This is a genomic window from Gilliamella sp. B2772 (assembly GCF_026536985.1).
In the GTDB taxonomy this organism is placed as follows: Bacteria; Pseudomonadota; Gammaproteobacteria; order Enterobacterales; family Orbaceae; genus Gilliamella; species Gilliamella apicola_E.
Map to the genome: position 1 here is coordinate 88,188 of NZ_JAFNNB010000001.1, position 14,823 is coordinate 103,010.

The window sequence follows — 14,823 nt, forward strand, 5'->3', positions numbered from 1 at the left end:
TTTAAGGAAAATATAATGACAATAACACGAATAGATCCTGCGGAAAGGTGGTCAGAAGCAGTAATTCATAACAATGTAATTTACTATACTAGTGTACCAACTGATTTGAGTGATGATGCTTATATACAAACTAAAAGTGCATTAGCTGAAATAGATCACATCTTGGCTAGAGCAAATAGTGATAAAACTCGCATTCTTGATGCGACACTATTTTTAGTAAATAAAAACGATTTCTCTGCCATGAACAAAGCATGGGACGAATGGGTAGCAAAAGGAAAAGCGCCTGTTCGTTGTACCGTTCATGCAGGGTTAATGAAAAAAGAGTATTTAATTGAAATAAAAATTGTTGCGGCAGTGAGTCCGTAATATACAGATAATTATCCGTCATAATCTTGGCGGATATTCTCAATCTGATAATTTAACTTATTGATAATCAACCTTACTTCTTGCTAGCCCATTCATTTAATTTTAGTGTATACTTTGAACACTTAATATTTTATATCTTCCTATAAACGTTTATGCATACTCAACCTAAAATTGCCATTGTAATGGGCTCGAAAAGTGATTGGAGTACCATGCAACATGCTGCGGATATCTTAGATACTTTAACCATTGCTTATCATGTCGAAATTGTTTCTGCACACCGAACACCCGATAAATTGTTTGAATTTGCGCAAAATGCCAAATCACGAGGTTTTGATGTGATCATAGCTGGAGCAGGTGGGGCTGCGCATTTACCTGGTATGTTAGCGGCGAAAACACTAGTACCAGTGTTAGGTGTTCCAGTTCAAAGTGCAGCGCTTAGTGGTATTGATAGCCTTTATTCTATCGTACAAATGCCTAAAGGTATTCCTGTTGGAACATTAGCTATAGGTAAAGCTGGAGCGGCAAATGCAGCTTTATTAGCTGCACAAATTCTGGCATTGCATAACCCAGAGATCTATCTACGTTTATCAAATTGGCGATTGAGTCAAACTGATGAAGTTTTGAATAATCCTGATCCGAGAGTCGATATTTAATATGACAATGCAATCTGTTTGTGTTTTAGGAAATGGCCAGTTAGGACGAATGCTTAGACAAGCTGGTGAACCTTTAGGAATCCATGTCTATCCAGTTGGCTTGGATGTTGATCCTGCAACCATCCCTTATCAAAGTTCAGTCATTACTGCTGAAATTGAGCGTTGGCCCGAAACAACGTTTACTCAACTCTTAGCGAGCCACCCCCACTTCATTAATCGAGATGTATTTCCAATAATAGCAGATCGTTTAAGTCAAAAGCAGTTACTTGATGAGCTTAACTTACCTACGGCTAAATGGTACCCGCTTAATAATGAAAATGATTGGCCGAATTTATTTAAAAATTTAGGTGATTTATTAATCGTTAAACGTCGAACAGGTGGCTATGATGGTCGAGGCCAATGGCGCATAACTGCTCACGATTCGATTCCAGACGATGTTTATCAACATGCTATTGTTGAACAAGCCATTCCTTTTGAAGAAGAGCTATCACTAGTTGGTGCCAGAAATGCCAAAGGTGAAACTGTCTTTTATCCATTAACAAATAATTTCCATCAAGATGGCATTTTAAAAATGAGTGTTGCCATTCCTAGTAAAAATAATACATTGCAGAATAAAGCTGAACAGATGCTTTCAAGCATCATGCATAAACTCAATTATGTAGGCGTTATGGCGATGGAATGTTTTGTTATTGGGGATAACTTACTAATTAATGAATTAGCGCCAAGAGTACATAATAGCGGACATTGGACCCAAAATGGGGCATCTATTAGCCAATTCGAATTACACTTAAGGGCAATTTTAGGACTACCAATGCCTAAACCGGATGTTTTTTGCCCATCGGTCATGGTGAATTTGATTGGAACAGATTTTAATCTCAAATGGTTATCAGTTGATTTAGCGCATCTACACTGGTATGAAAAAGAAGTAAGAGCAGGGCGAAAAGTTGGACACATCAACCTAACTCATAACTATAGCCCAAAATTAATTGAAGCATTAAACCAATTATCCTTTTTATTACCAGCGGAATATAGTCAACCAATAGCGTGGGCAAAACAAAAATTATAGCTGATTAAATCAAGGGACTGCGATATGATCGACTTTAGTAAAAAAATTAATTATCAACGATATGCAAGTAAACCGCGTGAAGCATTTGATTATTACTCGGTTTTACGCTTTTTCGAAAGTGATCGTGGTCGCATCCTTAATTCTGCTGCCATTAGGCGTTTACAACAAAAAACACAAGTATTTCCGTTAGAGCGTAATTCTGTCGTTCGAACACGCCTTACTCATTCAATGGAAGTACAACAAGTTGGTCGTTATATTGTAAAAGAGATTATTTATCGACTTAATAAATCTGGACAATTAAAAGCTTTTGGCCTTGAAAATTCAGTTATGTCAATTGAAAGCCTAGTTGAAATGGCTTGCTTAATGCATGATATAGGTAATCCACCATTTGGTCACTTTGGTGAAGCGGCAATCAATCATTGGTTTGGTATGCGTTTAGGTATAGATAAAACGTCATGCTACTCAGTGCTTAATATTCAGGATACTGATGATAAATCAACTCAATCATTAAAATTAAAAATACGCCAAGATCTCTCTAATTTTGAGGGTAATGCACAAGCGATTCGATTAGTTCATACGATTTTACGACTCAATTTAACTTACTCGCAAATTGCGTCAATTCTTAAATATTCGAAACCAGCTTATTGGTCTGATCCTATACCTGATGAATTTAATTACTTAATGAAAAAACCTGGGTATTATCTATCTGAAGAGTCTTTTATTAAAACACTTTCGGAACAACTTGATATCCAACCCTTCCATCGTTATCCGCTCACTTATATTATGGAAGCAGCAGATGATATTTCCTACTGTATCGCCGATCTTGAAGATGCTGTAGAAAAGAAAATTTTAACGGTTCAGCAGCTTTATCATTATTTAAAAGAAGCATGGGGACCCGTTAAAAAAGGTGATTTATTTGATGAAGTTGTGAATCGCCCTTATGAAAATTTGAAAAAGAATGAATTTGAAGCGATAGGTATCGACCAGTTTTTTATGTATCTGCGCGTAAATACCATTGGTCAACTCGTGCCTCATGCAGCTGAACGATTTATCGAAAACATCGAAGCAATTTATCATGGTTCCTTTAATCATGCTCTACTTGAAGATCATGGTGCGGAATATAAATTACTTAGTATCTTCAAAACAGTTGGCTTTGAACACATCTTTAACCATGAAACGGTTGAAAATATCGAACTGCAAGGTTACCGAATCATTACTGGATTGCTAGAGATCTACAGCCCACTTTTAGCTATGCATACTGATGATTTTATAAAATTAGTCAAAACAGGTAATCACAAAAAATATCCTATCGAAACTCGGTTGTATCACAAACTATCAGCAAAACATTGCGTAGCTTATCAACAAGCACTTGAGCAGATAGACAATCAACACTTTGATTGTTGGGAATTTTACTATCGTTGTCGCTTAATTCAAGATTATATCAGCGGTATGACTGACCATTTTGCTTATGATGAATATCGAAAATTAATGGTAACATTCTAATTTGGCACATTTAAAACAGCACCAAAAATAAGCACAAGCACCATATTAGTGCGACAATGAGGCTATTTTTAGCGTCAAAAACCCCGTTCCTCAACTTTTTTTTTAATAGCAACTAATAACCCTTACTCATTTTAAGTATTTCACAATATTAATCACCCTCTTTTTAATTTTTGGCACGCCCTTTGCATTAACTTTAATAAGATTAATAGTTATAAGGAGTAATGGATGAAATTTGTCACTGTAGTTATTAAGCCTTTTAAATTAGAAGAGGTTAGGGAATCACTATCGAATATAGGTGTTACTGGTTTAACTGTTACTGAAGTTAAAGGTTTTGGCCGACAAAAAGGTCACGCCGAACTGTACCGAGGCGCTGAATACAATGTTAACTTTTTACCAAAAGTAAAAATAGAGTTAGCCATTAGCGATGAATTACTTGATGAAGTCATTAACACCATTACAAAAGCTGCGTATACCGGAAAAATAGGTGATGGCAAAATATTTGTTACGCCATTAGAACACGTAGTTCGAATTCGTACCGGCGAGACTGATGAGTCAGCACTATAACTATCAATAAGGATATCATTATGTTGAAGAAAATTATTCTCTCTTTAAGTTTAGTTTTAGCCAGTCCAGTCTTTGCCGACGAAGTGGAAATTGCGGATAAAGCCGATAATGGTTTTATGATGATTTGTACTGCATTAGTGTTATTTATGTCTGTGCCTGGTATTGCATTTTTTTATGGCGGATTATTACGATCTAAAAACGTGCTATCCATGTTATCGCAAGTCTTAGTCACCTTTTCTTTAATTGCTGTATTATGGATCACTTATGGGTATTCATTAGCATTTGGTGAAGGTAACTGGTTTTTCGGCAATTTTGAGCAATTCTTATTGGTTAATGTTGGTATTACTGATATTTCAGGTTCGATTTACGAACTAATTTGGATTGCATTCCAAGGTTCATTTGCTTGTATTACTTGTTGTTTGATCTTAGGTGCGTTTGCTGAAAGAGTCCGTTTTTCAGCTGTCCTTATCTTTATGGTGTTATGGTTTACTTTTTCCTATATTCCAATGGCACATATGGTATGGGGTGGGGGTATCCTTGGTGATGAAGGTGCATTGGATTTCGCTGGCGGAACCGTTGTGCACATCAATGCAGCTGTTGCAGGTCTATTAGGTGCTTATATGCTTAAAAGCCGTATTGGCTATAACCGTGAACCATTAAAACCATTCAACTTACCTTATGTTTATTTAGGGGCCGCAATATTATATATTGGTTGGTTTGGATTCAATGCAGGATCATCAACACACGCTGACGAAATCGCTGGACTAGCCTTTATCAATACCGTAGCTGCAACAGCCGCAGCCGTACTCGCCTGGACCATTGCCGAATGGATACTACGTGGCAAACCATCATGTTTAGGTGCTGCATCGGGTGTAATAGCAGGATTAGTTGGAGTAACACCTGCTGCTGGCTTTGTTGGTGTTGGTGGAGCAATGTTAATTGGGCTTGCTTGTGGTTTTGCAGGAGTATGGGGCGTATCATCTTTAAAAAGAGTTTTAAAAGTAGATGATACTTGCGACGTATTTGGCGTTCATGGCGTGTGTGGTATTGTTGGCTGTATATTAACTGGAGTATTTACCTCCGAATCACTGGGTGGTATAGGCTTTGCCGAAGGTGTTACTATGGCTAGCCAAGTTGGCATACAATTAATGAGTGTGATTACCTGTGTAATTTGGACTGCAATTATTGCCTTCATTGCTTATAAAATCGCTGATATTATAGTTGGTTTACGTGTTTCAGAAGAATATGAACGTGAAGGGCTTGATATTAACAGTCACGGTGAAAGCGCATTTAATAGTTAATATATAAAAACTATAAATAAAAAAAATCTACAGTATGTTACTACTGTAGATTTTTAGCTTATTAATTATTGTTAAGTTTTTTCTAGTCATCCCAAAGCATAATTGCATTATCTTCGGTTAAGACTAAAGGTGGAGCAAAAAGGTACTCTTTAAATTTAGTTGGTAATAGTTGAACATTATTTAAATTAAGTTGTATTTCTGGGTAAAATTTGGCAAATTCTTTTAAACGATCACTAAGTAATTCCATAACTTTATTGGACTCTTTGGCAATTAACATCTCTTCTTTTAACATGCCAATCTGTTTTTTATGGTGTTCTGATTCAAATATTTCAGGGAAAATAAATGAAAAACCTGATTTCTTATTAGTGTCATTATGATGTTCCCTGTATTCAGAATGGTGTAGTTTTAACTCCTTGATACGTAAACCAATAATTTCGTCGATGTGATCGGTATAATCATTTAATGTTGAATCTAAATAAGCTAAAGTTTTGTGTTCAGGAATAGCATCATTACTGTGCACTAAGGTAAATAATGGCTTTTTATATGTCTTCATTCTGTAACTTCCTTTTTAATTCAGGGTAAAAATAGAACAATAAATTTGATAATAAACACTCATTGCCAAGGTATATCTGTATATCTGTATAACTTTATGTTTATAAATAAAAATCAATTAAGATTTTTAAAATACTGCTATTTACTACTGACTATTAAAACTTGTGGTTTTTTTACAAAAAAGACCATACGATTACTATAAGCCTATCAGACTAATTACTAGCTTATTTAAACCGGCTATTTTTTCAGTACCCTCCATAATATTTTGAAAAAACTAATTAAAAAAATACCAATTATGATCTACAAATCAAAGATTAACTAAATAAACTCTATCTGGATTAAAATAAATAAGACTTCTTACAACTAAACATTTATCACTCAGTCAAGCTATTCATCTTGATAAAATATTTGTCTTAGAATATAGATTAGGGGGCATATTGATACCTCAATCCAATCATTGGTTGATATAAGTCCATTTAAGAAGTATCAAATCTTCTTGAAAATGTTTGCAATAAAAGGGATAAACTCAACTACTAATTTATCGTATATCGGACTTAAACTCTTTCGTTATTACTCTACTAGAAAATATTTTTAGAAAATAATTAACTCTTGGCGATGCAAAATATTTTTAAGATAAAAATATATTACTTTATATTGGGACGATCAATAAATTTTTAAATACCAAAAGATAATATTACTTCATTTCTACTTTATTTAACTAAATAAACTAAATAACAAAATGTATCAACCTCGGTAAAGACTTTATTTTAAAGATGTAAAAAATACCTTAAAAAACATAAACTATTTTATCAATAACATTACTGTTCTTCAGGTTATTAAATACTAGTATTTTTTTATATTTTTGTCCAGTATTTGATAAATGATATATTGTTAATTTAATTTAGCGAGATTATTTAAACATTTCATTATTTAATGGGCAGAATAACGGTGAAAAATATTATTGGCATTCTGATTATTTTTTTTTGCTCTTTTCACTCGAGCGATTTTGAGCTCAAAATTATTACAATATACTAATTGTTATCACGTCAAATATTCTTCAGGATAAAATAGTGGGGATCAGGGCAACTTATTGTATCTCCACGATTGATAAAAACACCCTATGCTTAACGTTATAATATTTGTGAGTAACAAAAGAATCCTGTAAAGAATATTTAGACTATTGGTTAAAAAGTTAAGTACAAGATCTGTTTGAAGATAATTAAGTGTGGTTAACCACACTTAATTTGTTGAATATTATTTCTTTAAATGTTTTAGATTTGGTAAGGCGATTGCAAACAAAATAATCACTACTCCAATCCATTGATTCAAATAGACCGATTCTTTTAAATAAAAATAAGAGCAGGTTACAGCTACAGGCAGTTCTGCAGCGGATAAAATCGCACTTAGCGAAATGCCGATTTTAGGCATACCGACTGAAAATAGAAAAGGGGGTAAGACCGTACCTAATAAGGCCAATAAAAATCCGAGTTGATAAATTTTATCGTCAATACTGAGTTCAAAGAAAAATAGTGGCGGAAAAATACAGAAAGTCACAATACAAGCACCGGTTATCATCAAGGCACTTTTCTCTAATTTTGGTAATTCATTGCCGATATTGCTACTAGTTGTAATAAAAAGCGAATACATAAGCGCTGCTAGAAAACCAAAGAAACAGCCTGTTAAATTTAATTCAATAGCTTGATTGAAAAGACCCGCAGCAAAACAACTACCAACAATTATGATAACGACTGTGACTAATTGAAGTGGTGAAGGTTTATTTTTAAAAATAACAAAATCAATAATGACACTAATCCATAAGTATTGCATAAGCAAAATAATCGCAATTGATGCTGGCACCAACTGTACACATTGATAATAGCAAATACCCACTAATCCGGGAAATATACCTACTGCACATACTTTCCATTTTGGGGTTAATGTTTTTTTATTTTTAATCTTTGGTTGTTTGAGCGTTTTTACAATCAGATGGATCCCCCATAATATCAACATACCTAAAAAACATTGAACACCAGTAACTTGTCCTAAGGTATAACCTGATTGATAAGCGGTTTTTACAATAGAAGAGAGAACGCCAAAACTACACGCACCTAAAAAAACTAATAAACCACCAAAAAATTTTTCTTTCATACTAAAATCTCATTACTTTTAAAACTATATTTATCGCCAATAATTGGCGCATAAAACAATCATAGCCGACAAGCTATATCTTGCGGCTTTATGTCACTATTTTTTACGGTATGGTAATACTCAAAAAAAACAGAGGATAAATAAGGGACGTTGTATCCCTTATTTATATTGATAAGATGTTACTTCGCAGATTGTTTATAATTAAAGGTAAAATAAAAAACAAAACCTAAAATTAATGCGTAAGCCGCAAAAATTAACCATATTGAGTGCCAATCTTTTAATCCATCATGAGTATTGATATCAACGACAAAACCACTGATAAAAGAACCTATAATCGCACCAATACCATTAACCATCGTCATAAATAGCCCTTGGGCACTCGCACGTATATTAGAGTTAACTTCTTTCTCAATAAAGATAGAGCCTGAAATATTAAAGAAGTCAAAAGCACAACCATATACAATCATTGATAACATCAATAATACAAAACCAAATGGCGTTGGATCACCATAGGCAAAAAAGCCAAATCTAAGTGTCCAAGCGATTAAGCTGATTATTATGACTTTTTTGATTCCAAATTTCTTGAGAAAAAATGGGATCGTCAAAATGAAGGCAACTTCAGCCATTTGTGACACTGATAATAATATTGCTGGATGTTGTACAATCACGCTATCTTGAAATTCTGGGATTCTACCAAAATCTTTCAAAAATGCTCCGCCGAAGGTGTTGGTGATTTGTAATATAGCCCCTAATAGCATCGAAAAGAGAAAAAATATCGACATTACTGGGTTTTTCAATAATACAAACGCATCTAAACCAAGGCGTGAAATCCATGATTGTTGTTGATTAGTGATGACTTTAATATCAGGTAAAGTCGCACTGTAGATGACCAAAATAACAGACGCACCACAAGCAATATAGAGCTGTGCATTACTAATATCGAATTTTAGTAAACTGATTGTCCACATAGCAATAATAAAGCCTATTGTCCCAAAAACACGAATTTTTGGAAAAACGGTAACAGAGTCTAAATTGCTTTTATCTAAACAGTGATAACTAATTGAATTAGATAATGCAATTGTTGGCATAAAAGCCATTGCATTGATAAGCATCAACCAATAAAGTTGAATTGGTGTTGTTGCGGTTGCCGCATAAAATAGTGCAATAGCACAAACAGTATGGCAAAGCATAAATAAGTATTTTGGTGGAATAAATTTATCCGCAATTATTCCAATAATAAACGGCATAAATAATGCCGCAAAGCCTTTAGTGCTATAAACCAGACCGACTTCTGCACCAGAGAAATGCAACGTATTGATTAAATAAATACCAAAAGTTGTCAACCAGCTTCCCCAAATAAAATATTGGAAAAACATCATTACTTGTAATCTATGCTTCATGTTCATTATTTATATCCAAAATAAAGTGAACTGCTGATGTGAAATTATACAAATTAAAAACGCGCAATTGTTTTAGTTATCAATTGTAAGAAAGTTGATTTAACGCGTTCAGCTGTTTCAATCACTTCTTCATGCCCTAAAGGTTGATCTAAAATGCCACAAGCCATATTAGTTAAACATGAAATACCGATAGTTTTAATGCCAGAGTGATGAGCAATAATTGCTTCAGGAACCGTAGACATACCAACCGCATCAGCACCAAGGGTACGGATCATTCTGATTTCTGCTGGGGTTTCATAAGTTGGGCCTGTCCACCAAGCATAAACACCTTGTTGTAATGTGATATTTAGTTCCTTGGCTACTTCGCTAACTGTTGCTCTTAATTGCTTATTATAAACTTCGCTTACATCCAAAAAGCGAACCCCTAATTCAGGATTATTTGGCCCCATTAATGGATTATTAGCGGTTAAGTTAATATGATCAGTGATTATCATTAAATCCCCTGGCTTAAAGCTAGTATTGACTGCGCCACAAGCATTGGTAATGATTAGTTTTTCAACGCCTAGCATTTTCATTACACGCACAGGGAAGGTAACTTGATCTAATGAAAAACCTTCATAGTAATGAAAACGGCCTTTCATTGCGACAACAGTCTTATCACCGCATTTACCAATCACTAATTCATTTGCATGGCCAACAGCAGCAGATTTAGCAAAGTGAGGGATATTGTCATAAGGAATATGGACGGCATCTTCAAGAGTATCGGCAAAAGGACCTAAACCCGATCCAAGTATAATCCCAATTGTTGGTTTTTTGTCTGTGTGTTGTTGAATATAGTTAACTGCTTGTTGAATATCTGCTGTTTGATGCATAACACTATCCTTTCAAATTTTAGTAGATACTTAATTGATAAAACTGTGTGATCAAAATCATAAATAGAAAAAGTTCACGTAATCTATAATAAAAACAAAGTCATTTTTATTTTTAGCGTATATTATGATGGTCTTCGACCAATAAAGAAAGACGTGGGATGAGATATCTTCGTATAAAAAAGTTAATGTATTGTTTTTATTATGATAATTAATATTTGGTTTTGATTAATTTTGAATTAATTTAAGTAAAAACTGCATATTATTTGAGAATACGTTCTTTAGTTGAATAAATAACACCTTGAGTATCTCTAAAAAATCCAACTAATGTTAACTGGCACTGTTTAGCTTGTTCAATCGCCATGGAAGTTGCTGCTGAAACGGCAAAAAGGATCTCGACTCCACAACGGGCTGTTTTTTGTACCATTTCATAACTTGCCCGACTTGAAACAAGAATTACCCCTTTTAAATTTTCATTATGTTTTCGTAGAAATGTGGCACGATAGCCTAATAGCTTATCTAAAGCGACATGCCTACCCACATCTTCAAATCCAACAATAAAATTACCGTTTAAATCTAACCATACGGCAGCATGAGTACAACCAGTTTGGCTGCCCACAGTTTGAACCTTCTTCAGATAATTAAGGGACTGTTCAAAATCAGAAAGATGAATTTTATCGTTTAAAGAAAGGGGGGGAATAAACTGGCAAACTTGCTCTATCTGTTCGGTACCACAAATTCCACAGCCACTTCTACCAGTTAAATTTCGACGTTTTTCTTTTAATTGCATAAAACGTCGTGAAGATAGCTCAATATGGACTTCAATGCCTTGCTTAGTATCGATGATCTCAATACCATAAATTTCATCAACAGACTCGATGATTTTTTCTGTTAATGAAAAGCCAATAGCAAAATAATTAAGATCTTTGGGTGTTGCCATCATTACCACGTGAGAAATACCGTTATAAATAAGCGCAACAGGTTTTTCAATTGCGACAGTATCTTCTTGCAATGGTTGTAATTGACCTTGTTTAAATTTATTCACATTACATTTTTCAATGCCTACTGTCATGGTATGTCTCATCATTATTAGCAATTTAATTCCAATTATAATAACTGAGGTTGATATCAATAAAAAGCCTGTCATTTAACTTATTACTTTTGTTAGTTTCTACCAATGATTAGTCGAACTATACTGCTTTTGTTGTGTTAAAATGAGTTATTCTAAAAAAATAGAAGCTAAAAAATTATGTCATTAAATGAGATTACGCATACTATTATGCAATTTATTGAGCATCATCAAATTTGGGCATTGCCAATTATTTTCATATTAGCGTTTGGCGAGTCATTAGCGATTATTTCATTGCTGGTACCTGCTACAGCAATTTTATTAGGTGCAGGAGCATTAGTGGGAACAGGGGTGATCTCGTTTGTTCCTGTTTTGATATCGGCATCATTAGGTGCCATTGTAGGTGATTTTATCTCTTATTGGTTAGGTAAACATTATCACCAACAGGTAATCTCTTCATGGCCTTTAAATAAATACCCAAAAATGATATTTCGTGCTGAACAATTTTTCCAGCGATACGGTACTTTCGGCGTGTTTATTGGTCGATTCTTTGGGCCATTGCGTGCAATCGTTCCATTAATTGCAGGAACAATGCATATGCCAGCAGCAAAATTCAATATCGCCAATATTGCTTCAGCACCAATCTGGGCATTTGTTTTATTGGCACCCGGTGCATTTGGGGTGCCATGGTTAGAAACCTTGTTTGGTTAAATAGTACCAATTGTATAACTACGACGCCCACTTTTGCGACCAAGCGCTTCTAAATTGGTTTGTAAAGGTGGGAATGGCAATGTCAAATTATGTTGGCGATAAGCTTCCAGAATCAATTTCTGTATTGAGCTACGTAATTTCATACGATGCCCCATTTCAGCTGCAAAAACACGTAGCTCAAATAATTGAATACCTTCTTGAATATCCACTAAAAAAACTTGCGGTTCAGGATCGTTAAGAACAAATTCACACTCCTCTGAAACTTGTTGTAATAGCTTCATAACCAGTTCACTATCGGCATCAATCGTAGCGGGTATAGTTAACACAATACGAGTAATTGAGTCAGATAAAGACCAGTTGACCAATTGTTCAGTAATAAAAGCCTTATTCGGCATAACAATTTCTTTACGATCCCAATCAACAATCGTTATTGCACGAGTATTAATTTTGGTAATGTTACCTGTTAAATCACGAATAGTTACGGTATCGCCAATTCTCACCGGCTTTTCAAACAGAATAATTAAGCCAGAAATAAAGTTAGCAAAAATCTCTTGTAAACCAAATCCTAAACCAACACCTAATGCCGCTATTAACCACTGAATCTTAGACCAATCTATCCCGATAAATGAAAAAGCAATCATACAACCAACCATCAAAATAATATATTTTGATACGGTTGAAATGGCATATCCAGTGCCGGGTGCGAGGTCTAAATGTTGTAAAATGCCTAACTCAAGCAGCGCCGGTAAGTTTTTTACTAACTGAACAGTAATGGTCATAACCAAGATCGCGATACAGACAGCACCTAGGGTAATATGTTGTTCAATTTCGTTGCCATTAATAATGGTACTTGTTCCCCATAGCTTGATATTATTCATAAAGGCAAAAGCGGAATGAAGTTCAGACCAAAGTAAAATCATACTAATTAAAGCAATTAGCATAATAATTGACCTGACTAGTTGTAATGATTGGGCACTGATCACATCTAAGTCGATAACAGGTTCATCCATATTATCATTTAATGGGGTGAGATCTTCTTCAATTCCTTTAGCGCGCTGCATACGTTCTAATCGACGTTGTTTTGTACGTTCAAATTCAATTCGTCGTTTTTGTATCCACATCCAACGGCGTATCATAAAATAGACCACTAACAAGCCAAACCAGATAATGACCGAAGCTTCTAATCGTCCTAATAACACTTCAGCTGTCGATAAATAACCCAAACAAGCAGCAATAATGGCTAACCATGGTGCACTCAACAACACAAACCACAGAATATGACTTAATAAATTATCGCCAGATCCTTTTTTATCGATATAAAGTGGAACTCCAGCGCGATGAATAGAATTAGTCATAAATACGAGTGCAAAACAGAGAATAATGAATGCGGTACGACCGATAGTTGCTGCAAATTGACGATTGTTAAACTGATCAAAGCTCATTACAACCATTACTAAAGGGATAACCACCCAAACCGACAGTTGATAATATTTCATAGCTTGACGGACATTTTTCTTTGACCATCCAAAATGAGTAATAAATAGCCCATTTTGAGACGCAAAATGCGCGGTGATAATAAACACCCACAAAATTGGAGCAGCAGCATTAACGCCATAGCCTAGAGCAACGGCTACAGGATAATCCCAGTTAATTTGAAGAGCATAACCCAAAGCAGCCCATAAAATAGGAACCGGCAATGCCATAATTAATGACAAAACAATCACTTCCAAAGTAAGTGAATAATTATCTTGGGTGACTTTACCAACCCGAGCCGCCGATTTATTCAAGAAAGCGTTATATTTTCCTCGCATTTTGAAATGTACAAATACAAACAATAAAGATAATACTAGGAAAAACAGTGGTTTTGGCGCACTAAGAACTTCAACACCAGCATTATATAGTTGTGACAGCGTATCAATTTGAACGGTGACATAAACTACATCTCTGGCTAAATCAAGAATAAAACTTAATGAAACGGGATTGACGTCAGCAACCCAGAAAAAGTAACGGTGTGCAGCATCATTAACCTCATCGATAGCATTGGTTAGTTGCTTATTCGATATTTTTAATTTAGTTAGTTCAAGAATCGTGGTATCAGTACCCGAAATCAACGTTTTGATGAGCTCACTTTGTTCTCTTAATAAACGGCGATATTGACTAGCTGATTTTAGATTATTCAAATTACTTGGTAACGTAGGGTAACTATCTAGCCTAGCTAAGGTATTTGAATAATTGAGTTGCTGAACTTTGGCTTCTGCGATTTCAGCATCAAGGGGTTGTGATTTAGGTTTTTCAGGTAATCGTAATAACTGTTGGCGAAGGGTTTCACCTAATGCTGTTGAAAAACTTAACCATTCGCCCTGTTCAGCAAGGGTTGCGAGCGTATTTTGAACATGGGAAATTTGGGTATTAATATTATTTTGTTCATTGATGATGCTGGTTAAATGCGCTTTTTGATACTCCATATTCTGACGAAGATCTTCATTTTTTTCATTAAGCTTAGCAATAACTTCGGTAAGCTGATCTTCATTATCAATATTGGGTATTGATTCTTCAGCAAAAGCAAAGCAAGACAGAAGGAGTAATATTCCACCCCAAAAACCACGCATCAACATAAAGTT

General features: G+C 34.8%; 13 protein-coding genes. 7 read left to right on the plus strand and 6 right to left on the minus strand.

Features of this window, described 5'->3' with window-relative positions; all coding sequences use genetic code 11:
* Positions 1–15 precede the first annotated feature (15 nt).
* The 6 genes from J3T98_RS00415 to amtB all read left to right on the plus strand — a co-directional run bounded on the left by J3T98_RS00415 (position 16) and on the right by amtB (position 5,453).
* Positions 16–366: a RidA family protein gene (locus J3T98_RS00415; RefSeq protein ID WP_065562565.1), complete on the plus strand. Its 351-nt coding sequence runs from the start codon at positions 16–18 to the stop codon at positions 364–366.
* A gap of 152 nt (positions 367–518) precedes the next feature.
* Entirely contained in the window at positions 519–1,019 is a 501-nt protein-coding gene (gene purE, locus J3T98_RS00420) for a 5-(carboxyamino)imidazole ribonucleotide mutase (protein ID WP_065562564.1), read from the plus strand.
* Positions 1,020–1,026: 7 nt separating this feature from the next.
* Positions 1,027–2,085 (plus strand): 5-(carboxyamino)imidazole ribonucleotide synthase, encoded by a 1,059-nt coding sequence (gene purK, locus J3T98_RS00425; protein WP_416380608.1) that lies wholly within the window; start codon positions 1,027–1,029, stop codon positions 2,083–2,085.
* 24 nt (positions 2,086–2,109) lie between these two features.
* Positions 2,110–3,588: a dGTPase gene (gene dgt, locus J3T98_RS00430; RefSeq protein ID WP_267361857.1), complete on the plus strand. Its 1,479-nt coding sequence runs from the start codon at positions 2,110–2,112 to the stop codon at positions 3,586–3,588.
* A 225-nt stretch (positions 3,589–3,813) separates the two neighbouring features.
* The gene (gene glnK / locus J3T98_RS00435) at positions 3,814–4,152 is read left to right on the plus strand and encodes a P-II family nitrogen regulator (RefSeq protein ID WP_065562562.1); all 339 of its coding nucleotides are present in this window, start codon (positions 3,814–3,816) and stop codon (positions 4,150–4,152) included.
* A gap of 20 nt (positions 4,153–4,172) precedes the next feature.
* Positions 4,173–5,453 (plus strand): ammonium transporter AmtB, encoded by a 1,281-nt coding sequence (gene amtB, locus J3T98_RS00440; protein WP_267361858.1) that lies wholly within the window; start codon positions 4,173–4,175, stop codon positions 5,451–5,453.
* Positions 5,454–5,535: 82 nt separating this feature from the next.
* On the opposite strand, the gene J3T98_RS00445 is transcribed toward amtB, so the two are convergent.
* The 5 genes from J3T98_RS00445 to fdhD form a co-directional block, all read right to left on the minus strand.
* On the minus strand, positions 5,536–6,006 hold the full coding sequence (locus J3T98_RS00445; protein WP_065562560.1) for a hypothetical protein: 471 nt from the start codon (positions 6,004–6,006) through the stop codon (positions 5,536–5,538).
* Positions 6,007–7,259: 1,253 nt separating this feature from the next.
* Positions 7,260–8,153 (minus strand): EamA family transporter, encoded by an 894-nt coding sequence (locus J3T98_RS00450; protein ID WP_267361859.1) that lies wholly within the window; start codon positions 8,151–8,153, stop codon positions 7,260–7,262.
* A gap of 179 nt (positions 8,154–8,332) precedes the next feature.
* Complete coding sequence (locus J3T98_RS00455; protein ID WP_065734593.1) at positions 8,333–9,559, minus strand: nucleoside permease; 1,227 nt, start codon at positions 9,557–9,559, stop codon at positions 8,333–8,335.
* Between the two features lie 47 nt (positions 9,560–9,606).
* Positions 9,607–10,425: a purine-nucleoside phosphorylase gene (locus J3T98_RS00460; protein WP_065562557.1), complete on the minus strand. Its 819-nt coding sequence runs from the start codon at positions 10,423–10,425 to the stop codon at positions 9,607–9,609.
* A gap of 259 nt (positions 10,426–10,684) precedes the next feature.
* Positions 10,685–11,494: a formate dehydrogenase accessory sulfurtransferase FdhD gene (gene fdhD, locus J3T98_RS00465; RefSeq protein WP_065734592.1), complete on the minus strand. Its 810-nt coding sequence runs from the start codon at positions 11,492–11,494 to the stop codon at positions 10,685–10,687.
* Positions 11,495–11,671: 177 nt separating this feature from the next.
* Here fdhD and J3T98_RS00470 point away from each other — a divergent pair, with 177 nt between their 5' ends.
* Positions 11,672–12,202: a DedA family protein gene (locus J3T98_RS00470; protein ID WP_065734591.1), complete on the plus strand. Its 531-nt coding sequence runs from the start codon at positions 11,672–11,674 to the stop codon at positions 12,200–12,202.
* Here the strand turns inward: J3T98_RS00470 and mscM are convergent.
* On the minus strand, positions 12,199–14,817 hold the full coding sequence (gene mscM / locus J3T98_RS00475; RefSeq protein WP_267361860.1) for a miniconductance mechanosensitive channel MscM: 2,619 nt from the start codon (positions 14,815–14,817) through the stop codon (positions 12,199–12,201). The genes J3T98_RS00470 and mscM overlap by 4 nt on opposite strands.
* Positions 14,818–14,823: the final 6 nt, after the last annotated feature.